Below are 22,250 nucleotides of genomic sequence, written 5' to 3'. Positions count from 1 at the left end.
ATGGTGGCCGACGGCGTGCACGGGCTTCGAAGAACGGCTCCGGATCCGGCACGATCCGCGTACCTTGCTCCATGATGGTCGACTTCCGAGAGGTCTTCAACGGCCTGCCGTCGGCGACGGCGTTGGTCCGGTCGCACTCTCGGGGTGCGTCGACCGTCGTCGCAGTGAACCCTGCGTTCGTCCGGCTCACCGGCCGGCCGGAGACCGCCATCGTGGGCGCCGACCTGGCGATGGTGTTGCCGGGGGTGAAGACGCGCCAGGTGAGCTCGGGCCAGGATCCCCCACGCGAGCGCGGCCAGGCGTGGTTCATCGATGCCACGGGTCGTCGCACACCGGTGTCGTACGAGATCGCGCACGAGCCGGCGGCCGACGACCTGATGATCGTGCAGGTGCGCGAGATCGACGCGTCCGCCCAGAACGACAGTGCGGTGCGAGCCAGCGAGAAGCTGCTCGAGGACGTCGCCGACAACGTGGGGGCGCTGATCTACCTCAAACGCGCCGACGGGCGGTACCTGTTCGCGAACCGTCACTACGAGGAGCTCCTGCGTCAGCCACGCGGCGTCATCGTCGGGAAGACGGATGCGGACCTCTGGCCGAAGGACATCGCCGACGTCTACGCCGCGAACGACCGGGCGGTGTTCGCCGTCGGCCACCCGATGGAGTTCGAGGAGCCGATCCCCATCGAGGACGGGTGGGGGATGTGGCTGTCGCTCAAGTTCCCGATCTTCGACGGAGACGGCGCCGTCTACGGCGTGGGGGGGATCTCGACCGACATCAGCGCGCGAGCTCGGGCGCAGGCTGCGATCCGCGAAGCCCGGGACGAGGCGGAGCGTGCGAACCGGGCCAAGGACGAGTTCCTGTCCCGGATGAGCCACGAGCTCCGGACGCCGCTCAACTCGATCCTCGGGTTCGGCCAGCTGCTGCAGCTCGAGGACCTGCCGCCATCGGCAGGGGCGGACGTCGACCACATCGTCAAGGCCGGCCGTCACCTGCTGGCCCTCATCAACGAGGTCCTCGACATCTCCCGGGTCGAGTCCGGCACTCAAGCCCTGGCCATCGAGCGCCAGTGCGTGTGTGACTCCATCGGCGAGGCGTACGAGATGGTCCGTCCGCTGGCGGCGGACCGCGGGGTCGAGCTGGTCATGGACCTGCACGACTCCCTCGAGCGCTACGTCATGGCCGACCGCCAGCGACTGACCCAGGTGATGCTCAACCTGCTCGTCAACGCGGTCAAGTACAACCGGCCGGACGGCGTGGTGACCGTCACCACCGAGATGGAGGACGAGGGACATCTGTCGATCCTCGTGACGGACACCGGCGTGGGCATCGCGCGAGAAGACCTGGAGCGTGTCTTCCTGCCCTTCGAGCGCGTCGGTGGCCCCGACGTCGAGACCGAAGGCACGGGCCTCGGACTCGCGGTCGCTCGGAGCCTCGTCTCCGCCATGGGGGGCGGGATCGGGATCAAGCGCTCGCTACCCGGACGCGGCACCGAGTTCTTCGTTCGCCTGCCGCTCTCGAGCGCTCCGGATCTGGAGGAAGTCGCCGCCCGGAAGCTCGGACGCGGCACCGGGCAGCGCGACACGGATCTGACGGGCCGGACCATCCTCTACATGGAGGACAACCTCGCCAATCTGGAGCTGGTCCGCAGGATCCTCGACCGCAACGGTGCCCCGCACCTGATCACGGCCACCCACGGGCAGCTGGGGCTGCAGCTGGCGGCTGCGCACCGGCCGGACCTGATCCTCCTCGACCTCCACCTCCCGGACCTCGACGGTTCGGAGGTGCTGACTCGACTGCGTGCCGACGAGCGGACCCGCCCGATCCCCGTGGTGGTGCTCTCCGCCGACGCGACGACCGCGCGGCGCAAGCAGCTCCTCGCCTCGGGCGCGGTTGACTACGTCACGAAACCGATCGCGGTCGAGGGGCTGCTGGAGGCCGTGCATCGAAGCATCTCTGTGGGAGGCCGGCGATGAGCGCGCAGGAAGTTCCGCAATCGGGGCTCGAGATCGAGATCCTCGTGGCTGACGATCATCCGGTCTATCGCGACGGCCTCATCCAGGCACTCTCGAGCCACGAAGGCATCCGCGTGGTCGCCGAGACGGGGGACGGGGAAGAGGCCCTCCATCTCATCCGGAGTCTCCAGCCCGACATCGCCCTGGTGGACCTCCGGCTGCCGTCGCGGGACGGCATCTCGATCGTGGAGGCGGTGAAGGAGTCCGAGGTCCGGACGCGCACGATGATCGTCTCCGCCTTCGAAGACGCCTGCACGATGTACCAGGCGTACGACGCCGGCGCGCGGGCCTACGTCACCAAGCACGCGTCGCCGACCGTCCTGTGCGAGGCGATCGTCGGTGTCTACAGCGGGCAGATCGTCTTTCCGGAGTCGGTGCGGCCCGGCCTGAACGCGGCCGATCGACTGCAGAGAGCACGAACCGCCTCGACCGGGGCGCTCTCGTCCCGCGAGCACGAGGTGCTGGTGCTGATCTCGCAAGGTCGGTCGGCTCCCGAGATCGCCGAGATGCTGTTCCTCAGCGTCACCACGGTCAAGACCCATCTCCAGCACATCTACGACAAGCTGGGTGCGTCCGATCGTGCGGCCGCCGTCGCCACGGCCGCTCGACGGGGCTTGTTGGACTGAGGATCCCGGGCCCCCCGTAGGAGCCCCCGAGCACCGGTCTCGCGGCATCCCTTCACCGGCCCGCCGACCCGTCGCCGGCGCGGCAGCGCCGGGTTCTGCCCTGCCCGGAGCCGCCCGCGCCCGCTCGTGCCGTCACTCCCGGCGACGGCCGAACCCGCGGCCCTGATCGTGCGATCGGAGGATGTCGGCGGCCCGGCCCGGCACCGCAGGATCACACCCAGAGCGGTCGCCGGTCGCCGAGGAACGGTCCTTCGAAAGGATTGCTGGAATGCGTGTCACTGTCGGGCACCTCGAGGAATTCCCCGCGGGGGCGCTCAAGCGCATCACCGTCGACGGCCTGCCTCCGCTGGTGATCGGAAACGCCGACGGAACGGTGTTCTGTCTCAAGGACGAATGCAACCACGGCGAGGCGAACCTGTCGGAGGGGGACCTCTGCGGCTTCGAGCTCCTGTGCCCGCTGCACTCCGGCTCGTTCGATGTGCGCTCGGGCAAGGCCATCAAGCGACCGGCGAAGCGCCCCCAAGTCCGTTTCGACGTCGAGATCGACGACGACGGGACGGTCCATGTCCGCTCCGATGAGGGCCCCGACGCAGCGCGTGACGAGGAAGTCGCGGTCCGCGTCACGGCCGGACGCCACGAGCTGTAACGACATTCGATCTGTGCAATCCGGAGAGAGGATCAACGATGACGACTACGGACGACACGCGGCTCGCCAACGAGCCGGACGTCATGGACGACGTGAAGAGGTGGAGCCGGCGCAACGCCGAGCTCGGCACCTCGCCGCTGACGACCGACCGGTTCATCTCGGAGGAGTGGTTCGAGCGGGAGCGCACCGAGCTGTTCGGTAAGAGCTGGATCAACCTGGGCAGCGTCCACGACCTCCAGGGAGCCAACTCCTTCTTCACCCGCGACATCGTCGTCCTCGACAAGCAGGTCGTGGTGACGATGGACGCCGACGGCGAGATCCGGGCGTTCCACAACGTCTGCTCCCACCGCGGCATGAAGCTGATGTGGGAGGACGCCGGCGTCTGCCCGAGCGCGATGGTGTGCCGCTTCCACGGATGGGCGTACGGCCAGGACGGCTCGGTGAAGTCGGTGCCGGACGAGGGCGAGTTCCACTTCGAGTCCCGCGCCGACATCGGCCTCGTGCCCATCCGCACCGAGGTGTGGAACGGGTTCGTCTTCGTGAACTTCGACGACTCGGGCACGACCACGCTCCGGGAGCACCTGGGCCCCCTGGGCGAGAAGTTCGAGAACTTCCCGTTCGACGTCCTGCGCCTCGCCTACCGCTACGACATCAGCGAGCGGGCGAACTGGAAGGTCGCGGTCGACGCGCAGAACGAGATCTACCACGTGCCGATGCTCGCTCCCGTGCACCGGTTCCTGGCGCAGGGTGCCTTCGCGTCGAACGACGACGGCTACACCAGGCTCCACGACTTCGCTCGCATGGGTCTCCACACTCGCTACACGTCGGTGTCGGAGGAGTACGAGGAGACGCCGTTCTCGCAGGCACTCATCGACGGCAACCCGGGGTGGGGCGCCGAGCAGCTCCTGCCGCTCGACGACCCGTTCGAGTTCCACGTCCTGTTCCCCAACATGGTGATGTCCTTCTTCGGGAACATGATGTTCACGTACAACTTCTGGCCGATCGACGTCAACCACGTCGTCTGGGAGATCCGGCTGCACTTCCCGGAGCCCGCGAACCTCGCGGACCTGGTCTCGCGGGAGTTCGGTGCCAAGCGATTCCGCGACCTCCTGTGCGAGGACAAGACGGGCCACGAGGCCATCCACCGCGGGTGCGAGTCCGAAGCGCGGCCGCACATCTTCCTCGGTGACCAAGAGGTCCAGATCCGCGCCTTCCACCGCAGTGTCGACGACTACCTGGAGGGCAAGCATGCCTGACGCGACCTACGTGTTCCCCGCCGGATTCGAGGAGCTCGCCGAGTTCTCGGACTGGTGCATCAGCAGGGACGAGGACCGGATCGCGAAGCGCCTGGACACCGCGTTCCCCGAGACGGTGGCCTTCTACGACGCCGTGCTGCCGCACGTCGCCAGGGCGATGTCGTACCTCTCGACGCGCCCCGTCGAGAACTGCTCGGTCGAGGACACCAACCTCGTCAACCTGCTCAAGACGATGGCGGAGATGGCGAACGCCGTCGAGATCTACCACCAGGGTGCGATCCCCGACGCGGGCGACCTCCGGCTCTACACGAGCAGCATCGACGCGGACCTCCTGGGCAGCGACACCCATGGGTGAACCGACCGGGTTCGCGTACGTCACCGGTGGGGGGTCCGGCATCGGGCGGGCAAGCGCCCTCGCGCTTGCCCGCCAGGGCCTGGCGGTGGTCGTCGCCGACCGGGCCGAGGACGACGCCTCGACCACGGTGGAGCTCATCCAGCGAGACGGCGGACAGGCGAGCCACGCCGTGGTCGACGTGACCTCGACCGCCGACCTGCAACGCTCGATCTCGCGCGGGATCGAGCTCTACGGTCCGCTGACCGCGGCCGTGAACAGCGCCGGCATCCAGGGCGACCTCGCTCCGGTCGCCGAGTGTCGTGAGTCCAACTGGGACGCCATCATCGGCGTCAACCTGACGGGCACGTTCCTGAGCATGCAAGCCGAGCTGGACGCGATGCTCCGCCACCGAGCCGGCTCGATCGTCAACGTGGCCTCCAACTTCGGCCTCGTCGGGCAGCGGGGGATGCCGGCCTACTGTGCGAGCAAGCACGGCGTCATCGGTCTCTCGAAGTCCGCGTCGCTCGACTATGCGGTCAGCAACGTCCGCGTCAACGTGGTCTGCCCCGGACCGATCGGGACGCCGTTGCTGGACAGCTTCGTCGGTGCGGACGGGGCGCACCTCCTCGACGCGATCAAGCAGTCCGTGCCCATGGGCCGGGTGGGAACCGCGGACGAGGTCGGCAACGCCATCGCCTGGCTCGCGAGCCCGGCCGCCTCCTACGTGACGGGTGCCGTCCTGACGGTCGACGGTGGTTACGTTGTCCCCTAGCCCCGGTGCGAGCATCGGCGGCGCGGGCCGATGAAGTCGACCAGTCGGAAGCTGCTGACCGTGGACGTCGTCGGCCGCGAACTGATCGCGCGAGACGTCGTCCAGCTGAGGGTGCAGCGGGCGGACGGAGCTGAGCTCCCCTCCTGGGCCCCGGGCGCGCACGTCGATGTCTACCTGCCCGGGATGCTGCGGCACTACTCGTTGTGCGGGGATCCCGCAGACCTGACCTCCTACGAGTTCGCCGTGCTCTTCGAGCCCGCCGGACGCGGTGGGTCCCGCTACGTGCACGAGCAGGTCCAGGTGGGCTCCCAGCTCCAGATCGCCCGGCCGCGCAACCACTTCAAGCTGGTCGACGCACCCGGATACGTGTTCGTCGCGGGCGGAATCGGCATCACGCCGATCCGCGCGATGGTGAGTGCGTGCGAGCGCTCGGGCAAGCCGTGGGTTCTCTACTACGGAGGCCGCCACGAGGACTCCATGGCGTACTTCGACGAGTTCTCGAAGCTCGGCTCCGCGCACCTGCTCCCTCAAGACATCCACGGGCTGCTCAACCTCTCGGCGATCCTGGCGGAGGCTCCGGACGGGTTCGCCATCTATTGCTGCGGGCCGGAAAGGCTCTTGCACGCGATCGAGGAAGCCGCCCTCGCGGTCGGTCGGATCGTCCACGTCGAACGCTTCGCGCCCGCGGTGGCGAAGCACCAGTTCAGCGACCGGCCGGTCACGGTCGTGTGCGCGGAGAGTGGGCAGACGGTCCAGGTCGGTGCTCAGGTCACCGTCCTCGACGCGCTCATCGCCGCAGGCGTCGACGTGAACTACGACTGCCGGGACGGGACCTGCGGGACGTGTGAGCTCGAGGTCGTGGAGGGCGATCCGGAGCACCGGGACGCCATCCTCTCGCTCCGAGATCGCCTCTCGGGACGGGTGATGTACCCCTGCGTATCGAGAGCGAGAGGTGATCGTCTGATTCTCGACGTATAGGCGTGCGTCGTACTCGGAGCAGTACTTCCACAGCCTGGGCACACGTGGCGGAGCGCAGTCGAGCTGAACGGACCACAGGCCCCACACACATCGGAGAAATGCCCAGCTGTGCTCGGAAAGTGGGCTCGTTCAAGGAGATTGAAGAATGCAGTGGAAAACACTTGTGGCAGCGGGCACCGCGGTGGCCGCACTCTGTCTCGCCGGCTGCGGCGCGTCCAACGGCGCGGACAAGCCGTCGTCGAGCGAGCCCAGCGCGGACTGGTTCCCGACCGCGGTCACCGTCTGGCCGAAGCAGGGATTCGACTCTGAGGGTGTCGAGCAGGAGTACTCCCCGACCGACGACGTCAGCAAGGCCTGGAACATCTGTGCTTCGTTCCCGCACCTGGCCGACGCGTACTGGCTGGCAGCCGACTACGGCGTGATCCAGGAAGCCGAGCGCGCGGGTGTGAACATGGACGTCCTCGAGGCCGGCGGTTACGGCAACCTCGACAAGCAGATCCAGCAGATCGAGGACTGCGCCCAGAACAGCGACGCGGTCATCATCGGTGCCATCTCGACGGACGGCCTCAACCCGACCATCGAGAAGCTCAAGGCGGACGGCAAGGTCGTCATCGACTTCATCAACGGCGTCTCGTCCCCCGACACCACCGCACAGAGCCTCGTCTCGTACCGGGAGATCGCCTCCCAGACCGCGCAGTACCTCCTCGACACGTCCGACGGAGAGGCCGTGACCGTGGCGTGGTTCCCCGGCCCGAAGGGCGCCGGCTTCGCCGAGGAGGCGAACAAGGGCTTCACGGAGACGCTCGCGGGCACGAACGTCGAGGTCGTCAACACGCAGTGGGGCAACACCGACAAGGACTCGCAGTCGAAGCTCATCGAGGACGCCCTCGCCGCGAACCCCGACCTCGACTACATCGCCGGCAACGCCCCCGCGGCCGAGGCGGCGGGCCCGATCCTGCGGGACCGGGACCTCACCGACTCCATCGGGGTCCTGTCGTACTACATGACGCCGGGCACCTACTCCGGGATCCAGACCGGGAGCGTGCTCGCCTCCGCGGCCGACCCCGCTGTGCTCACGTCGCGAATCGCCACGGACCTCGCCATCCGGGCCCTGGAGAAGCAGGACTTCGACCTGCACGTCGCTCCGGCGCTGCAGGTGATCGACAAGGCCGCACTCGAGTCGTGGGACTCGACCACCACGCTCGCGCCGACGGACTGGAGCGCCGAGTTCTCCTACTCCGCCAACTAGCCGCCCAGCCAGGTGGGGCGACGCGCAGGCGCGTCGCCCCACCGAGGGCAAGGCAGGAGCTCACGTCATGACCCATCAGATTCCGGCGCTCGAGATGACGGGCATCTCGAAGCGGTTCCCAGGTGTCGTCGCGCTCGACGCGGTCGACTTCCAGCTGTTGCAAGGCGAGACCCACGTCCTCTTCGGAGAGAACGGCGCGGGGAAGTCGACGCTGATCTCGATCATGGCCGGGGCCGCGAGCTCCGACTCCGGGACGGTGCGCCTCGCCGGGCGAGAGACCTCGCTCCGGAACGTCGCGGACGCACGCCGCCTCGGCGTCAGTGCGGTGTTCCAGGAGTTCTCCCTCGCCCCCACCCTGTCCGTCGCCGAGAACGTCGTGATGGGTGAGCAGCCGTCCCGCGCAGGCGTCGTGAGCCACCGCGCGGTCCGGGAGCTCGCGCACCGGCGACTGGGCGAGCTGGGCTTCGAGATCCCGCTCGACGCCCCGGTCGAGACGCTCACCCGCGCCGAGCAGCAGATGGTGGAGATCGCGAAGGCGTTCCGATCAGACCTCAAGGTCCTCATCCTGGACGAGCCCACCGCGTCGCTCAACGACACCGAGTGCGAGCGGCTCTACGAGCTCGTCGGGGACCTGAACCGCCGCGGCGTCGGCGTCGTCTATGTCACCCACCGCATGGGCGAGATCAGGCGGCTGGCCGACCGGGTCACCGTGCTTCGCGACGGACGGTACGTCACGACGGTGCCGGGGACGACGTCCTCGGAGGAGCTGATCCGCCTGATGACCGGACGGGTCATGGACCAGATCTACCCGACGATCCCCCCGCCGACGTCGACGGTCGCCCTCAGCGCCGTCGGCCTCACGACCCGCGACCAGGCGGTGTCCGACGCGTCCTTCGAGGTCCGCAAGGGCGAGATCGTCGGCTTCGCAGGTCTGATGGGCTCGGGCAAGTCGCATGCGGCGCGCGCCTGTGCCGGAGTCGAGCGCCTGGCGGCGGGCCATCTCGAGCTGCACGGCAGGCGCGTCACCGGTGCGTCGGTCGCCCAGTCCTTGAGGAACCGCGTCGTCTATCTCCCGCCGGACCGGAAGAGCGAGGGCCTCCTGCTCAACCGACCCCTCCGTGAGTCCGTGTCGCTTCCGTGGCTGGGTCGCTACTCGTGGGCGCGCACGCTGGTCCGGAGACGGAGTGAGCAGCGCGACGTGGCCGACGTGCTGCGGATGATGAAGCTGTCGCCGCCGGACCCCGACCGGAACGCCGAGGCGTACTCCGGAGGCAACCAGCAGAAGGCGCTGCTGGGCCGGGCCCTGCTCCGAGAGTGCGAGGTCCTCCTCCTCGACGAACCGACCGTCGGCGTCGACGTGGGCGCCCGCGTCTCCATCTACCAGCGCGTGGCCGACATCGCCGAAGGCGGCGCCGGCGTCGTGATCGTCTCGTCGGACCTTCCGGAGGTGCTCCACCTGTGTCATCGGGTCTACGTCTTCTGCCAGGGACGGATCACGGCCCACCTCCAAGGCGACGAAATCAACGAAGAAAGGGTGCTGCAGCACATGATGCACTGGGATGAGACGGAGGCAGTCGGATGACCGATGTCGTAGTCGAGACGAAGCCGGCCGCCGCTCGCAAGCGCCGGGTGAACGTGACCGGGGCCGCGGCGCGCGTGTTCGCGCGGGTCGGAGCCCTGCCCATCCTGCTCGCGATCGCGGTCGTCGTGTTCGCGATGCTCTCGCCGAACTTCCTGACCGTCGACAACCTGCAGTCGGCGCTTCGCCAGAACGCCTACATTGCGATCATCGTCCTCGCCCAGTTCGTGGTGCTCGTCGCCGGTGGTTTCGATCTCTCGGTCGGTTCCATCACCGCGCTCGTGTCCGTCGCCAGCGCAACGGCGATGTCCGATCGTCTGGCGGCCGGCTCCAGCCCGGCTGAAGCCATCGTGATCGGCCTCCTGATCGGGCTCCTGGTCGGGCTGGGTGCCGGTGCAGTGAATGCGGTCGGCATCGGCATGTTGAAGATCAACCCGTTCATCATGACGCTGGCGACCGCGTCGATCTTCGCCGGGCTCGCCCTGAAGGTGACGGCGGGCGTGCCGGTGAGTGGTCTGCCGGCCGACTTCAGCGACGTGTTCGGGTACTCGAGCTGGTGGGGGGTGTCCACGCCCATCTGGATCGCAATCGCCGCTGCCGTGGTTCTCTGGGCGCTGCTGCGCTGGACCAGGCCCGGTCGGAACCTGTACGCCGTGGGTTCGAACCCCAACGCCGCCCGGTTGTCGGGGATCAGCCCCGGCCGGACGATGGCACTGGCCTACATGACCTCGGGTGTCCTGGTGGCGGTGGGTGCTCTGCTGCTCACGGCGCGGCTGCAGACGGGCGAGTCCAACATCGGCGCCGACCTGCCGTTGCTCTCGATCGCTGCAGCGGTCATCGGCGGCGTGAGCCTGCGAGGCGGTTCCGGGAACGTGCTCAACGCGGTGCTCGGCGCCGTCCTGCTGGGCCTGGTCACCAACGGGATGAACCTCGCGAGGATCGAGTCCTACTACGAGATGATCGTGCTCGGCGTGGTGCTGGCCGTCGCCGTCCTCGCCGATCGCCTGCGGGGCAGGGTGGCCGCGGCCATCAACGCGGGACGGGTCTGACCCGTGCCGGCACCGTCGCCGCGCGCGACCACCGGGCACCCGCGGGGGTCACGCACGTACGTGGTGCGCGATCGGGAGGTACTCCGTGAGCGCTGCCTCCTGGTGATCGAGGACTGCACGGGTGGCCGCGAGAGCCTCGTCGTCCGGGCGACCCCGGATCCGTCAGGCGCGGGCCGACTGCACCGGGCCGGGCTCCGTCCGATGGCGGTCAAGCTGGAGCTCGACGGGCCGAGGCTCTCGGCCAGCTGCGTGGTGCGTTCCAGCGACGGACCGGTGCGGGTCGCGATCACCGAGGCCACGGCGCTCGCGCTCTGCTGCCTCGAGGGCCGCCACACGGTCCTGGTCCGGCGCGGCCCGGCTGACGACGTTCGCGGAGCTGCGATCAGGTCCGCCTGACCGCGTGCACCCGCTCGACCGAGCCCGCCTTGAGCCGCTCGGCCTCCACGACGTCGAACCCGGCGGCCTCGACCAGCGGCAGCTGACGGCGGGTGAAGTACTCGCCGGCGGTGCGCCCGGTGGCCTGCTCGAGCAGCCACTGCGCGGCGTACACCGGCGGCCAGGTGCTGCGCACGTGGTCGAGCAGCAGCAGCCGGCCGCCGGGGACCAGCACCCGGTGCATCTCGGCGAGCGCCCGCGCCGGGTCGGGGATCGTGCACAGCCCCAGGCAGCAGACGACGGTGTCGAACGACGCGTCGGCGAACGGCAGCGCGTGGGCGTCGCCCTCGCGGAGGTCGGCGGCGACACCCTGCTGCTCGGCCCGGGACCGGGCGATCGCCAGCATCTCGGGGCTGAGCTCGACGCCGGTGACGGTCACACCGTCCGGGTAGTGCTGCAGGTTGAGGCCGGTGCCGACCGCGACCTCGAGGACCCGGCCGGTCGCCCGGGACGTCAGCCACTGCCGGCCGCCGGCGAACCAGACGCGGTCGAAGAACGCGATCTGCCGGTCGTAGGCCGGCGCCGCCTTGTCCCACACCCGCCGCTGCCGGGCGGTCCGGTCGTCGCGGGTCATGCCGCGCACTCCTCCAGCCGCCGCGCGACCGCGGCGCGCGCCTGGTCGTAGACCTCGAAGGTGCCGATCAGCAGCGAGCGCAGGTTGGCGGAGTCCAGGTACGCCGCGAGGTCGAACGCGAGCTGCTCGGGATCGACGTCGGACCTGACTTCGCCGGACTCCTGCGCCTCGCCGATGGTCCGCGCGATCAGCGCCAGCCACTCCGCGTCGACCGCGGCGAGGGCGTCGTGCACGGCCCCCGGCCGGGCCGCGAACTCGTGGGTCGCGCGGGCGAAGAAGCAGCCGCCCGGGAACTTCCGGTCGCTGGAGTACTCCAGCCACGCGTCGAGCAGGGCGCGCAGCCGCCCGAGTCCGGGCGGCTGCCGCAGCGCGGGCTCGATGACGGTCTGCGCGAAGATCGCGCGGGCCGCGCGCACGGTCGCGAGCTGCAGCTCCTCCTTGCTGCCGAAGTGGGCGATCAGCCCGCTCTTGCTCATCGAGAGGTCGGTCGCGAGCCGCCCGATCGACAGGCCCTCGAGCCCGTCGACCGACGCGACGTCGACCGCGCGGCCCAGCACCAGCCGGCGGGTGCGGTCCCCCCGCCGGATCCGGCCGTCGGCGGTGCCGGCAGGGTCGGTCAGCTGCTCGCTCATCGGTCTCCAGCGTAGTGGGGCAATCGGCTTGACAGGACAAAAAAATAGTACGACCGTTCGTATTATGACGCAGATCCAGAACCGCCCGGAGGTCCGGGCTCCCCATGCCCGGATCGGGGCGGTCCTCACCGGCACGGCCCGCGTCTCGCCGCGGCTCGCCGGCCGGCTCGCCCTCGAGCTGTGGCGCCGGCCGGGACGACCCGCCGCGGTCCGCGCCTCCGAGCGGGCGGTCCACGAGGCCGCGACCCGGTCGTCCGTCGACCACCGCGGCCGGGTGACCGTCTACGCCTGGGGCGACGGCGACCGACCCGTCCTGCTGGTCCACGGCTGGGGCGCGCGGGCGTCCCGGTACGCCGAGCTGGTGAGCGCGTTGCTCGACCGCGGCTACAGCCCGGTGGCGTACGACGCCTGGGCGCACGGGTCGAGCCCGGGGCCGGTGCGCACGATCCTCGACCACCAGGTGGTCATCGCCGCGCTCGCCGAGCGGTACGGCGGGTTCGTCGGCGTGGTCGCGCACTCGTTCGGCGTCCCGGTCGCGCTGCACGCGGTACCGGCGGGCCGGGTGGTCGCGATCAGCGGGATGGCCGACTTCGGGCAGGTGACCGACGGGTTCTGCGCCGGGCTCGGCGCCGACCAGCGGGTCAACACCCAGCTGCGGCGGGCCATCGAGCGCCGGTACTTCGACGGCGACGCGGGCATCTGGGAGCGGTTCTCCGCGCACCCGGCACCGGGTCGCGAGCTGCTGGTCCTGCACGACACCGACGACCGCGTCGTCGACGCCCGCCAGGCCGACCTGCTCGCCGCCACCGGAGCGGAGGTCATCCGCACCAGCGGCCTCGGGCACTCGCGGATCCTCGCCGATCCCGCCGTCGTCGCCGCCGTCGTCGCGTTCCTGGACCGGCCATGACGCTGCTGCTCCGCCCCGCCGGCCCCGCCGACGTCGCGCACGTCGACGCCCTGCTGCGCGGCCTGAGCGCGGACTCGGCGTACCTGCGCTTCCAGACCGGGATCGGGACGCCGAGCCCGAAGCTGGTCCGCGCGCTGCTCCCGGAGCAGGGCGCGCTGCTCGGGTTCGTCGACGGCGAGGTGGCCGCGCACGGGCTGTGGGTGCGGTCGGGGAGGGCCGCGGAGATCGCCCTCGTGGTCGCCGACGCCCACCAGCGTCGGGGGATCGGCACCGCGGTCGCCGAGGCGCTGATCGCCGACGCGGCGGCGCACGGGATCGCCCGGATCGAGGCCTTCAGCGGCGCCGGCAACGGGGCGGTCGCGCGGATGGTCGGCCGGCAGGCGCCGCACGCGCTGCGGGTGCTCGACGGGTCGAGCGTCACCTACACGTTCTCGACTCTGGTGTCGGGCGGCGGCTCAGTCGGGGGCGAGCACGGCGAGGTCGCGCTCCGCGAACTCCCGGTGCAGCCACTCCTCGTTCAGGATCGCGCCGAGCGCGCGCCGGACCGGGTAGCCCTGTGACTCCGGGTACCCGGGTTCCAGCACCGGCTCGGTCGTCTCGTCGAGGCGGTCGTCGGTGAGCGTGGCCAGCACCTCGCGGACGACCGCGAACCGCGACTCCCGCACCGCGAGCACCTCGTCGAGCGACGGCCGCGCGTCCGGGTCGTTCGGTACGCCGGGCAGCGGCGGCATCTCGGTGTGCGGCAGGCCGAGCGGGTGGTACGGCCGGGGCTCGCCGAGCACCACGCGCAGCACCCACGCGTCGGTGGCGAACACCAGGTGCCGCAGCGTCTCGATGAACGACCACTCGTCGCGCACCCGCTCGTGCAGCAGCTCCTCGGGCAGCTCCCGCGCCCGCGCGACGGTCGCCGCCCAGCGCCGCTCGGTCATCTCCCACCCGGCGCGGAACCCGTCGGCGGTGGTCGGCCGGCTGAGCACCCGGTCGGGGTCGCGCCGGTCGAGCTCGGCCTCGACCAGCGGGCCGACGTCGACGCCGTTGACCGTCAGGCCGATCACCGCGCCGTCGAGGTCGACGTTCTCGAGCCAGACGCCGCGCATCACGACGTCGCGCAGGTAGACGTTGCGCCACCAGGAGCCGGCCAGGTCCACCTCCTCGAACCGGGCGCCGGTCAGGTCCCGGCGGTAGAACTCCTCGGTCACGGCCGCCACTCCTCGTCGTCGTGCGCGAACACCACCCGCCGCGGGTCGAACTCCAGCAGCCGGGCCAGCCACGCCGGCTGGTCGGGCGCGGTCCGGTCGGCCGCCCACAGATCGGCGCTGTCGTGGGACTGCCCGGCGAGCACGACCGATCCGTCGTCGCACTCGACGACCAGCGACTGGTGGCCGTCGACGTGGCCCGGCGTCGGGATCACGTGCAGCCCCGGCAGGGGCGACGCCTCGCCGTCGAGCGGCTCGAACGCGGTGCCGTCCAGGAGGTGCTCGAAGGTGTAGTCACCCGCCCGCGCGGTCGCCAGCTCGGTGCGCTGCGCGAGCACCGGCGTCGCGCCGAGCAGCGGGTTGCCGCCGCAGTGGTCGAAGTGCAGGTGGCAGTTGGCGACCAGCATCAGGTCGTCGAGCGCGACGCCCACCCGGCCCAGTGCGTCGCGCAGGTCGATGCGCCGCGGCTGGTACCAGGCCTCGGTCTCGTCGTCGCCGCGGCCCATCCCGGTGTCGAGCAGCACCAGCCCCGCGTCGTGGCGGACGAGGTAGCCGTTGACGACCTCGCCCCGCGGCGCGCCGCCGGTCTCCTCGGTCGGCCGGGTGAAGGTGCCGAGCGGGATCCGGACGACGTCATCGACGCGCACGCCACTCATCCTCCAGCAGCGCGTAGCCCATCCCGTCCAGCCAGCCCCGGTCGCGGTGCAGCGAGTCGCGGACGTTGTACTCCTCGCGGCGCATGCCGACCCGCTCCATCAGCCGCCACGACGCGGTGTTGTCGGCGAAGCAGAGCGCCTTCACCCGCCGCAGCCCGAGGTGCGCGAAGCAGATCTCGAGCAGTGCGGTCACCGCCTCGGTGCCGATCCCGCGGCCGGCGTACGACGGTGCGACGACCCAGCCGAGCTCGGCCTGGGTCCCCTGGGCGCGCTCGGCGACCTCGGCCTGCGCCCACGGGTCCTCGACGCGCAGCATCAGGTCGCCGACGACCTCGCCGTCCATCTCGACCACCAGCGTGGTCGCGAGCCGCTCCTCGCCGAGGAACACCGCGGCGTACTCCTCGCGGTCCGAGATCCGGTGGGTCAGCCACTCCGACACCGACGGCTCCCGGCGGAACGCCCACGTCGCGTCCAGGTCGCCGGGGGTGGCGGGCCGGATCGCGAGGCGCTCGGTGCGGATCGGCCACGGTACGGCGGTCAGGTCCTGCGGCACCGCCCCATTGTGGGCTACCTGCGCCGGTCCGCGCAGGTGTCCTTGTAGGTCCCGAGCGCGGGCGCCGGCGCCTGGGTGGACTTGTCGTTCGGCTTGCGCAGCGTCCAGTAGCGCAGCCAGTCCATCTGCATCCGCGCCTTGTTCATCCGCTTGCCGTCCTCGGCCTGCATCGTGAACCGCACCGCGAACGGCACGCCGGTCAGGGCGTCCTTGCGCTTCTCGGTGCTGACCACGTGGGCGTCGACGAACCACGAGATGCGCTTGCGGGTCACCTCGACCGCGAACGTGTGCCACTGGTCGTTCCGCAGCCCCATGCCCTTGCGCATGATGTAGCGGTTGTCCGGGCGGCTGCGGATGTAGTGGCTGACCATCGTCTTGTTCGGCGTGTACGCCTCGAGCGCGATGTTGTTCGCGCCGCAGTACTCCGGGCGCTTGCCGGCCGGCACCAGCTCGGTCAGCACCCGGTAGTTCTGGTGGCCGTGGCCGTACTGCCGCGACCGCAGCCGGATCTCCCAGCGGCCGACCTCGTGGCCCTTGGTGATCTGGGTGGCGCTGACGGTGCCGCGCCGGGCGGTGTTCAGGGTCAGCATCCCGTGCTGGTTGCGCACCGCGCCCGGACCCTTGACCCGCCATTGGCTGTGCTTGAGCGGCCCGACGAACCGGTAGTCGACCGGCGCCTTGCCCCAGCCGTACTCGCTGCCCGCGTGCACCGGGCCCGGCGGCTGCGCGTGGTGCGCCTGGGCCGGGGCGGCCAGGGTGGCGGCGGTGGCGGCGACCGCGAGGGTCGCGAGGGTGCGGCGGAGGCGGTGCGTCGAGCTCATGGTCGCCCAAGGTATGTCGACCCACCGCGGTGCCGTCAAACCGACGGTGCGGGTGTGAAGTCGTGGTGCTGAGGGGGCGACGCGGCGCCGGATCAGGAGTCGAACCCGAGTCCGGCGCGGTCGAGGGTGCGCAGGAAGAGGTTGCGCCGGCCCTGCCGGTGGTCCGCGCGGTCGAGCGACCAGCGGGTGAGCGCGATGCCGGCGTCCGCGACCGGCGACGGCGGGAACGGCAGCGGGGTGCGGCGCACCATCTCCAGCCGGGTGCGGTCGGTGTCCAGGCCGGACAGCCGGTCCAGCATCACCTCCGCGGCGAACCGGGTCGCGCCGACGCCGAGCCCGGTGAAGCCCGCGGCGTACGCCACCCGGCCGCGGGCGGCGAGCCCGTGGAACGCCGCGAACCGGGTCGAGGTGTCGATGGCGCCGGCCCAGCGGTGGCTGAAGCGGACGCCCTCCAGCTGCGGGAAGACGGTGAGGAAGTGCGCGGCGAGCCGGCGGTACGACGCGGGCCGCTCCTCGTGCGCGGGGTCGACGCGGCGCCGGTGGATCGCGTCGTACCCGCCCCAGAGGATCCGGTCGTCGGCGGTGAGCCGGGAGTAGTGGAACTGGTTGGCGAGGTCGCCGAGGCCCTGCCGGTTCGCCCAGCCGATCGAGTCGAGCTGGGCGCGCGTCAGCGGCTCGGTCATCAGCACGTAGTCGTAGACCGGCACGGTCAGCAGCCGGGTGCGGCGCAGCAGCGACGGGAACACGTTGGTCGCCAGCGCGACCCGGTCGCTGGTGACGGTGCCGCCGGTGGTCCGGAGCGTGGTGCCGTCCAGCCCGGTCACGGTGGTGCCCTCGTGGATCTCCACGCCGAGGTCGGTCGCCACGCGGGCGAGCTCGCGGGCCAGCCGGGCCGGGTGCACGAGCGCGCAGTCGTCGCGGTCCCAGGCGCCGGCGAGGAAGACCGGGCTGTCGATCTCCGCCCGGACCGCGGCGGTGTCGAGGAACCCGGGCTCGTCCCGCAGCCAGTCGACCTGGTGCTCCTCGACCGCGACCGAGAGCATGCCCGTGCGCTCGAACTGGCAGTCGAGGCCGAGCTCACGGACGTCGGCCTCCAGCGCGTCGAGGTTGGCGCGGCCGAGCCGCTCGAGCTCGTCGTACTCGTCGGGCCAGCGGCGCCGGCCGTTCTCCGCGCCGTGGGTCAGGCTGGCCTCGCAGAAGCCGCCGTTGCGCCCGGACGCCGCCCAGCCGACCGACCGGGCCTCCAGCAGCACGACCCGGGCGCCGGGGTTGCGGCGCTTGGCGAGCAGCGCGGTCCACAGCCCGCAGTAGCCGCCGCCGACCACGGTGAGGTCGGCGACGGCGTCGGCGGTCAGGGCGTCGTACGTCGTGCCGGGCGCGTCCTCGAGCCAGAAGACGCCGTGCCGGCTCGGGGCCAGGGCGGCGTCGACCGCGGCCTGGGCCGGCGCCAGTCGCTCGTAGACGGTCCGGTGTCTGCCCCTAGGCCCGGGCATGCTGGTCGCCGGCCTTGAGCGCGTCGTCGAGGATCGCGAGCCCCTCGCGCGCCTCCTCGTCGCTCATCGTGCACGGCGGCACCAGGTGGATCCGGTTGGTGTTCGAGAACGGCAGCACGCCGGCGGCCTTGCAGGCGGCGACCACGTCGTTGAGGCCGGCCGGGGACAGCATCGCCCTGGTCTCCCGGTCGGTCACCAGGTCGACCGCCCAGAACGCGCCGACGCCGCGGACCTCGCCGACGCACGCGTGCCGCTCGGCGATCTCGCGCAGCCCGGGGCCGAAGACCTCGCGGCCGAGGCGCTCGGCGTTCTCGACGATGCCCTCGTCGCGCATGGTGTTGATCGTCGCGACCGCCGCGGCGGTGGCCAGCGGGTGGCCGGAGTAGGTGAGGCCGCCGGGGTAGGGGCGGTGCGCGAAGGTCTCCGCGATCGGGTCGCTGATGATCACGCCGCCGAGCGGGACGTAGCCGGAGTTCACGCCCTTGGCGAACGTGATCAGGTCGGGCACCACGTCGTACAGGTCGAGCGCCAGCCAGGACCCGGCGCGGCCGAAGCCGGCCATCACCTCGTCGAGGATCATCACGATGCCGTGCCGGTCGCACAGCTCCCGGACGCCCGCGAGGTAGCCCGGCGGCGGCGCGAAGATGCCGGCGGTGCCCGGGATCGTCTCGAGGATGATCGCCGCGATCGTGTCGGGCCCCTCGGCCTCGATCGTCCGCGCCAGGTGGTGCAGCGCGCGCTCGCACTCCTCGGCCTCGGTGGTGGCGTGGAACTCCGAGCGGTAGAGGAACGGGCCGAAGAAGTGCACGGTCCCGGTGGTGGCGGTGTCGTTGGCGAAGCGCCGCGGGTCGCCGGTCATGTTGATCGCCGTCTGGGTGCCGCCGTGGTAGCTGCGGTACGTCGACAGCACCTTGAACCGCCCGGTGTGCAGCCGCGCCATGCGGACGGCGTGCTCGTTGGCGTCGGCGCCGCCGTTGGTGAAGAAGACCTTCTCGAACCCGGCGGGGGCGATCTCGCTGATCAGCCGCGCGGCCTCGGAGCGCTCGGCGTTCGCGAACTGCGGCGCGATCGTGCACAGCCGGTCGGCCTGCTCCTTGATCGCCGCGACCACCCGCGGGTGCTGGTGGCCGATGTTGGTGAAGACCAGCTGGCTGGAGAAGTCGAGGTAGCGGCGGTCCTCGTCGTCCCACACGTAGGAGCCGCGGGCGGCGGTGATCACCATCGGCGTGATCTCGGCCTGCGCGGACCAGGAGTGGAAGACGTGCTTGCGGTCCAGCTCGTAGGCGGTGCTCATCGCAGGTCCTCTCAGTGGTTCTTGGGGAAGGCGAGCTCGAGGCCGCCGGCGGTCGCGGGGTCCGGCCACCGCGTGGTGACGACCTTGCCACGGGTGAAGAAATGCACGCCCTCGGTGCCGTGCGCGTGGGTGTCGCCGAACAGCGACGCCTTCCACCCGCCGAAGGAGTAGTAGGCCATCGGCACCGGGATCGGCACGTTGATGCCGATCATGCCGACCTGCACGTCGGTCTCGAACGCGCGGGCGGCGCCGCCGTTGCTGGTGAAGATCGCGGTTCCGTTGCCGTACCTGTTGGCGTTCACCAGGTCCAGCGCCTCCTGGTAGGTGTCCGCGCGGACCACGCTGAGCACCGGGCCGAAGATCTCGTCGGTGTAGACGCTCATGTCCGGGCGCACGTGGTCGAGCAGCGTCGGGCCGAGCCAGAAGCCGTCGGCCTCCCCGTCGGCCCGCACCTGCCGGCCGTCGACGACCAGGGTCGCGCCCTCACGCTCCCCGGCGTCGACGTACGACGCCACCTTGTCGCGGTGCGCGCCGGTGACCAGCGGACCCATGTCGGTGTCCTTGGCGCCGTCGCCGATCCTCAGCGTGGCGGTGCGCTCGGCGATCTTCTGGACCAGGGCGTCGCCGGTGTCGCCGACGGCGACGACGACGCTGATCGCCATGCAGCGCTCGCCGGCCGAGCCGAAGCCCGCGCTGACGGCGGCGTCGGCGGCCAGGTCGAGGTCGGCGTCGGGGAGGACCACCATGTGGTTCTTGGCGCCGCCGAGGGCCTGGACCCGCTTGCCGGCGCGGCTGGCACGCTCGTAGACGTACTCGGCGATCGGGGTGGAGCCGACGAAGCTGATCGAGGCGACGTCCGGGTGGTCGAGCAGCCCGTCGACCGCGACCTTGTCGCCCTGGAGCACGGTGAAGACGCCGTCGGGCAGCCCGGCCTCCTTCCAGAGCTCGGCCAGCCAGATCGAGGCGGACGGGTCCTTCTCGCTGGGCTTGAGCACGACCGCGTTGCCGGCGGCGATCGCGATCGGGAAGAACCACATCGGGACCATCGCCGGGAAGTTGAACGGGCTGATGATGCCGACCACGCCGAGCGGCTGGCGGATGCTCTTCACGTCGACGCCGCTGGAGACCTGCGGGGAGTTGCCGCCCTTGAGCAGGTGCGGGATGCCGCAGGCGAACTCCACGACCTCCTGGCCGCGGGCCACCTCGCCGAGCGCGTCGGAGTGCACCTTGCCGTGCTCGCTGGTGATGATCCGGGCCAGCTCCTCCTTGCGCTCGTTGAGCAGCTCGCGGAACCGGAACACCACCTGGGTGCGGGCGCTCACCGAGGTCGCGCCCCAGTCGAGGCTCGCCTTCTTGGCCGAGGCGACCGCGGCCTCGATCTCCTCCGGCCCGGCGAACGCGACCTGGCCGGTCACCCGGCCGGTGGCGGGGTTGGTCACGTCGCCCCGGCGGTCGCTGCTCCCGGGGTGGGCCCGGCCGTCGATCCAGTGGCCGATGGTCTGCGGAGTGGTCTGCATGTCCCCATCGTGGCCGCGCAATTGCGCGGCGGCGAGGGACGATCTGTCTGCGCGGCCCCGACGGATGCGACACTGTGTCGCATGCCGGTGACCGTGCGCGAAGCGATTGCGCTGCCCGCGCTCGCCGCGGGCGACCCGGTGGTGCTCGGCGGCGAGGCCGGGCTGGACGGCGTGCTGCGGTGGGTGCACGTCTCGGAGGTCCGCGACGTGGGGCGGCTGCTGTCCGGCGACGAGCTGGTGCTGACGACCGGCCTCGGGATGGCGGCCTCGGCCGAGGCCGCCGACGAGTTCGTGCGGCAGCTGGTCGAGGTCGGCGCCGCCGGGCTGGTGATCGAGCTGGGCGCGGCGTACCCCTCGGTGCCGGAGCCGGCGCTGCGGCGCGCGCGGCAGGCGGGCTTCCCGCTGGTGGTGCTGAACCGGCCGGTGCGGTTCGTCGACGTGACCGAGGCCGTGCACCGGGCGATCGTGGCCGAGCAGTTCGAGGAGGTGCGGTTCGCCGGCGACGTGCACGAGACGTTCACCGCGCTCGGCCTGGACCGGGCGCCGATGGCGCGGCTGGTCGAGGCGGCCGCGGACCTGGCCGGCAGCTCGGTGGTGCTCGAGGACCTGTCGCGGCGGGTGCTGGTGCCGGCCGCGCGGGACGAGCCGGTCGACCGGCTGCTCACCGACTGGGAGCGGCGGTCGCGGCTGACACCGTTCCCGCGCGGCGCCGAGGCGGGCGGCCCGGAGGGCTGGCTGACCACGCCGGTCGGGATCCAGGGCGGCGCCTGGGCGCGGCTGGTCGTGACCGCGCCGCGCGACGGCGCGCGGGCCCGGCTGGTCGCGGAGCGGGCGGCGCAGGCGCTCGAGCTGGGGCGGATGATCGAGCGGGACGAGACGTCGATCCAGCTGCGCGTGCACGGTGGCTTCCTGCTCGACCTGCTCGACGGCCGGCTCGGCAGCGAGGGCGTGGCCGCCGCGCGGCTGCGCGCGCTCGGCGTACCCACGTCGGCGGCGTACGTCGGCGCGGTCGCCCGGCTGCGCACCGAGGCGCCCGTGGAGCGGCTGGTCGCCGCACTCGGCGAGGTGCCCGGGCTGGTCGGCGTGCTGGACGCGGTGCACGTCGGGCTGTTGGTCCCCGCCGCGACCGACCTGGACGGGGTCGCCCGGTCGCTGGGGGACGACGCGGTGCTGGCCGCCGGGCACGTCGTCAGCGGGGTGCTCGCCGCCGCGACCTCGCTGCGCTCGGCCCGCGCGGTCGCCGACGTCGCGGTGACGATGCCGCCGGTCGGCGGCTGCGTCCGCCAGGCCGACATCCGGCTCCCGGGCCTGCTGATGTCGCTGCGCGAGGACGCTCGGCTCCAGGAGTTCGCCGAGTCCGAGCTGGGGGCGCTCCTCGAGCACGAGGCCCGGTACGGCGGCGGCCTGGTCGACCTGCTGCGGCAGTTCCTCGCCGTCGGCGGCAACAAGACCGAGCTGGCCCGGGTCGCGCACCGCAACCGCACCTCGCTGTACCCCGCGCTGCGCCGCCTGGAGGAGCTGGTGGGCCACCCCCTCGACGACCCCGCCTCGCGGCTGTCGCTCGGCGTCGCGCTGCTCGCCTACGACCAGGCCCGCCAGCTGTAACGCGGTGTTGGTGCGACTAGGAACCCGCTGCAACGGGTTCATAGACGCGCTAACACCGCGTTACAT

At 71.4% G+C, this 22,250-nt stretch carries 23 protein-coding genes; 14 read left to right on the top strand and 9 right to left on the bottom strand.

Annotation, left to right across the window (positions count from 1 at the left end; genetic code table 11):
* Positions 1-74: 74 nt before the first annotated feature.
* The 11 genes from ABD086_RS00175 to ABD086_RS00125 all read left to right on the top strand — a co-directional run bounded on the left by ABD086_RS00175 (position 75) and on the right by ABD086_RS00125 (position 10,897).
* Complete coding sequence (locus ABD086_RS00175) at positions 75-1,973, top strand: PAS domain-containing hybrid sensor histidine kinase/response regulator (protein ID WP_343904574.1); 1,899 nt, start codon at positions 75-77, stop codon at positions 1,971-1,973.
* Complete coding sequence (locus ABD086_RS00170) at positions 1,970-2,638, top strand: response regulator (RefSeq protein ID WP_343904573.1); 669 nt, start codon at positions 1,970-1,972, stop codon at positions 2,636-2,638. Before ABD086_RS00175 ends, ABD086_RS00170 begins: the two co-directional genes overlap by 4 nt.
* Positions 2,639-2,906: 268 nt before the next feature.
* Positions 2,907-3,284: a Rieske 2Fe-2S domain-containing protein gene (locus tag ABD086_RS00165; protein WP_343904571.1), complete on the top strand. Its 378-nt coding sequence runs from the start codon at positions 2,907-2,909 to the stop codon at positions 3,282-3,284.
* A gap of 38 nt (positions 3,285-3,322) precedes the next feature.
* A complete protein-coding gene (locus tag ABD086_RS00160; protein ID WP_343904569.1) occupies positions 3,323-4,540 on the top strand; it encodes an aromatic ring-hydroxylating oxygenase subunit alpha in 1,218 nt (405 codons plus the stop codon).
* The gene (locus tag ABD086_RS00155; protein WP_343904567.1) at positions 4,533-4,895 is read left to right on the top strand and encodes a hypothetical protein; all 363 of its coding nucleotides are present in this window, start codon (positions 4,533-4,535) and stop codon (positions 4,893-4,895) included. The genes ABD086_RS00160 and ABD086_RS00155 overlap by 8 nt, the downstream gene beginning before the upstream one ends.
* Entirely contained in the window at positions 4,888-5,646 is a 759-nt protein-coding gene (locus tag ABD086_RS00150) for an SDR family NAD(P)-dependent oxidoreductase (RefSeq protein ID WP_343904565.1), read from the top strand. Before ABD086_RS00155 ends, ABD086_RS00150 begins: the two co-directional genes overlap by 8 nt.
* Positions 5,647-5,676: 30 nt before the next feature.
* Positions 5,677-6,624, top strand: a complete 948-nt coding sequence (locus tag ABD086_RS00145; RefSeq protein WP_343904563.1) for a PDR/VanB family oxidoreductase — start codon at positions 5,677-5,679, stop codon at positions 6,622-6,624.
* Between the two features lie 181 nt (positions 6,625-6,805).
* Positions 6,806-7,873, top strand: coding sequence for a TMAO reductase system periplasmic protein TorT (gene torT / locus ABD086_RS00140; protein WP_343904561.1), 1,068 nt, complete (start codon positions 6,806-6,808; stop codon positions 7,871-7,873).
* Positions 7,874-7,940: 67 nt separating this feature from the next.
* Positions 7,941-9,455 carry a sugar ABC transporter ATP-binding protein gene (locus ABD086_RS00135; RefSeq protein ID WP_343904559.1) on the top strand — a complete coding sequence of 505 codons (1,515 nt, stop codon included), beginning with the start codon at positions 7,941-7,943 and terminating at the stop codon, positions 9,453-9,455.
* Between the two features lie 53 nt (positions 9,456-9,508).
* Positions 9,509-10,501 carry an ABC transporter permease gene (locus tag ABD086_RS00130; RefSeq protein WP_343904558.1) on the top strand — a complete coding sequence of 331 codons (993 nt, stop codon included), beginning with the start codon at positions 9,509-9,511 and terminating at the stop codon, positions 10,499-10,501.
* A gap of 201 nt (positions 10,502-10,702) precedes the next feature.
* Positions 10,703-10,897: a hypothetical protein gene (locus tag ABD086_RS00125; RefSeq protein ID WP_343904556.1), complete on the top strand. Its 195-nt coding sequence runs from the start codon at positions 10,703-10,705 to the stop codon at positions 10,895-10,897.
* On the opposite strand, the gene ABD086_RS00120 is transcribed toward ABD086_RS00125, so the two are convergent.
* Positions 10,884-11,510 carry a class I SAM-dependent methyltransferase gene (locus tag ABD086_RS00120; protein ID WP_343904553.1) on the bottom strand — a complete coding sequence of 209 codons (627 nt, stop codon included), beginning with the start codon at positions 11,508-11,510 and terminating at the stop codon, positions 10,884-10,886. The genes ABD086_RS00125 and ABD086_RS00120 overlap by 14 nt on opposite strands.
* Positions 11,507-12,142, bottom strand: a complete 636-nt coding sequence (locus tag ABD086_RS00115) for a TetR/AcrR family transcriptional regulator (protein ID WP_343904551.1) — start codon at positions 12,140-12,142, stop codon at positions 11,507-11,509. Before ABD086_RS00115 ends, ABD086_RS00120 begins: the two co-directional genes overlap by 4 nt.
* Positions 12,143-12,206: 64 nt before the next feature.
* On the opposite strand from ABD086_RS00115, the gene ABD086_RS00110 reads away from it, so the two are divergent.
* Both ABD086_RS00110 and ABD086_RS00105 read left to right on the top strand, forming a co-directional pair.
* On the top strand, positions 12,207-13,049 hold the full coding sequence (locus ABD086_RS00110; protein ID WP_343904549.1) for an alpha/beta hydrolase: 843 nt from the start codon (positions 12,207-12,209) through the stop codon (positions 13,047-13,049).
* A complete protein-coding gene (locus ABD086_RS00105; protein ID WP_343904548.1) occupies positions 13,046-13,609 on the top strand; it encodes a GNAT family N-acetyltransferase in 564 nt (187 codons plus the stop codon). The genes ABD086_RS00110 and ABD086_RS00105 overlap by 4 nt, the downstream gene beginning before the upstream one ends.
* Here the strand turns inward: ABD086_RS00105 and ABD086_RS00100 are convergent.
* The 7 genes from ABD086_RS00100 to ABD086_RS00070 form a co-directional block, all read right to left on the bottom strand.
* On the bottom strand, positions 13,505-14,248 hold the full coding sequence (locus tag ABD086_RS00100; RefSeq protein WP_343904546.1) for a DinB family protein: 744 nt from the start codon (positions 14,246-14,248) through the stop codon (positions 13,505-13,507). The genes ABD086_RS00105 and ABD086_RS00100 overlap by 105 nt on opposite strands.
* Positions 14,245-14,892 (bottom strand): MBL fold metallo-hydrolase, encoded by a 648-nt coding sequence (locus ABD086_RS00095; protein WP_343904544.1) that lies wholly within the window; start codon positions 14,890-14,892, stop codon positions 14,245-14,247. The genes ABD086_RS00100 and ABD086_RS00095 overlap by 4 nt, the downstream gene beginning before the upstream one ends.
* On the bottom strand, positions 14,879-15,454 hold the full coding sequence (locus ABD086_RS00090; protein ID WP_343904543.1) for a GNAT family N-acetyltransferase: 576 nt from the start codon (positions 15,452-15,454) through the stop codon (positions 14,879-14,881). Before ABD086_RS00090 ends, ABD086_RS00095 begins: the two co-directional genes overlap by 14 nt.
* 14 nt (positions 15,455-15,468) lie before the next feature.
* Positions 15,469-16,275 (bottom strand): family 16 glycosylhydrolase, encoded by an 807-nt coding sequence (locus ABD086_RS00085; RefSeq protein ID WP_343904542.1) that lies wholly within the window; start codon positions 16,273-16,275, stop codon positions 15,469-15,471.
* 92 nt (positions 16,276-16,367) lie between these two features.
* On the bottom strand, positions 16,368-17,768 hold the full coding sequence (locus ABD086_RS00080) for an NAD(P)/FAD-dependent oxidoreductase (protein WP_343904541.1): 1,401 nt from the start codon (positions 17,766-17,768) through the stop codon (positions 16,368-16,370).
* Complete coding sequence (locus ABD086_RS00075; protein WP_343904540.1) at positions 17,755-19,062, bottom strand: aspartate aminotransferase family protein; 1,308 nt, start codon at positions 19,060-19,062, stop codon at positions 17,755-17,757. Before ABD086_RS00075 ends, ABD086_RS00080 begins: the two co-directional genes overlap by 14 nt.
* An 11-nt stretch (positions 19,063-19,073) precedes the next feature.
* Positions 19,074-20,579, bottom strand: a complete 1,506-nt coding sequence (locus ABD086_RS00070) for a CoA-acylating methylmalonate-semialdehyde dehydrogenase (protein ID WP_343904538.1) — start codon at positions 20,577-20,579, stop codon at positions 19,074-19,076.
* Positions 20,580-20,660: 81 nt separating this feature from the next.
* Between ABD086_RS00070 and ABD086_RS00065 the strand changes: the two genes are divergently transcribed.
* Complete coding sequence (locus tag ABD086_RS00065) at positions 20,661-22,184, top strand: PucR family transcriptional regulator (protein ID WP_343904536.1); 1,524 nt, start codon at positions 20,661-20,663, stop codon at positions 22,182-22,184.
* The last annotated feature ends 66 nt before the right edge of the window (positions 22,185-22,250 follow it).

It is taken from the genome of Nocardioides aquiterrae (assembly GCF_039526625.1).
Lineage (GTDB): Bacteria > Actinomycetota > Actinomycetes > Propionibacteriales > Nocardioidaceae > Nocardioides > Nocardioides aquiterrae.
Note: the sequence above shows the minus strand (reverse complement) of the source record. Positions and strands in the feature narration are given on the sequence as shown.

Coding starts and splice junctions, on each gene's coding strand:
- ABD086_RS00175 (WP_343904574.1), top strand. CDS start 75: ATGGTCGACTTCCGAGAGGTCTTCAACGGCCTGCCGTCGGCGACGGCG.
- ABD086_RS00170 (WP_343904573.1), top strand. CDS start 1,970: ATGAGCGCGCAGGAAGTTCCGCAATCGGGGCTCGAGATCGAGATCCTC.
- ABD086_RS00165 (WP_343904571.1), top strand. CDS start 2,907: ATGCGTGTCACTGTCGGGCACCTCGAGGAATTCCCCGCGGGGGCGCTC.
- ABD086_RS00160 (WP_343904569.1), top strand. CDS start 3,323: ATGACGACTACGGACGACACGCGGCTCGCCAACGAGCCGGACGTCATG.
- ABD086_RS00155 (WP_343904567.1), top strand. CDS start 4,533: ATGCCTGACGCGACCTACGTGTTCCCCGCCGGATTCGAGGAGCTCGCC.
- ABD086_RS00150 (WP_343904565.1), top strand. CDS start 4,888: ATGGGTGAACCGACCGGGTTCGCGTACGTCACCGGTGGGGGGTCCGGC.
- ABD086_RS00145 (WP_343904563.1), top strand. CDS start 5,677: ATGAAGTCGACCAGTCGGAAGCTGCTGACCGTGGACGTCGTCGGCCGC.
- ABD086_RS00135 (WP_343904559.1), top strand. CDS start 7,941: ATGACCCATCAGATTCCGGCGCTCGAGATGACGGGCATCTCGAAGCGG.
- ABD086_RS00125 (WP_343904556.1), top strand. CDS start 10,703: ATGGCGGTCAAGCTGGAGCTCGACGGGCCGAGGCTCTCGGCCAGCTGC.
- ABD086_RS00120 (WP_343904553.1), bottom strand. CDS start 11,510: ATGACCCGCGACGACCGGACCGCCCGGCAGCGGCGGGTGTGGGACAAG.
- ABD086_RS00115 (WP_343904551.1), bottom strand. CDS start 12,142: ATGAGCGAGCAGCTGACCGACCCTGCCGGCACCGCCGACGGCCGGATC.
- ABD086_RS00110 (WP_343904549.1), top strand. CDS start 12,207: ATGACGCAGATCCAGAACCGCCCGGAGGTCCGGGCTCCCCATGCCCGG.
- ABD086_RS00105 (WP_343904548.1), top strand. CDS start 13,046: ATGACGCTGCTGCTCCGCCCCGCCGGCCCCGCCGACGTCGCGCACGTC.
- ABD086_RS00085 (WP_343904542.1), bottom strand. CDS start 16,275: ATGAGCTCGACGCACCGCCTCCGCCGCACCCTCGCGACCCTCGCGGTC.
- ABD086_RS00080 (WP_343904541.1), bottom strand. CDS start 17,768: ATGCCCGGGCCTAGGGGCAGACACCGGACCGTCTACGAGCGACTGGCG.
- ABD086_RS00075 (WP_343904540.1), bottom strand. CDS start 19,062: ATGAGCACCGCCTACGAGCTGGACCGCAAGCACGTCTTCCACTCCTGG.
- ABD086_RS00070 (WP_343904538.1), bottom strand. CDS start 20,579: ATGCAGACCACTCCGCAGACCATCGGCCACTGGATCGACGGCCGGGCC.
- ABD086_RS00065 (WP_343904536.1), top strand. CDS start 20,661: ATGCCGGTGACCGTGCGCGAAGCGATTGCGCTGCCCGCGCTCGCCGCG.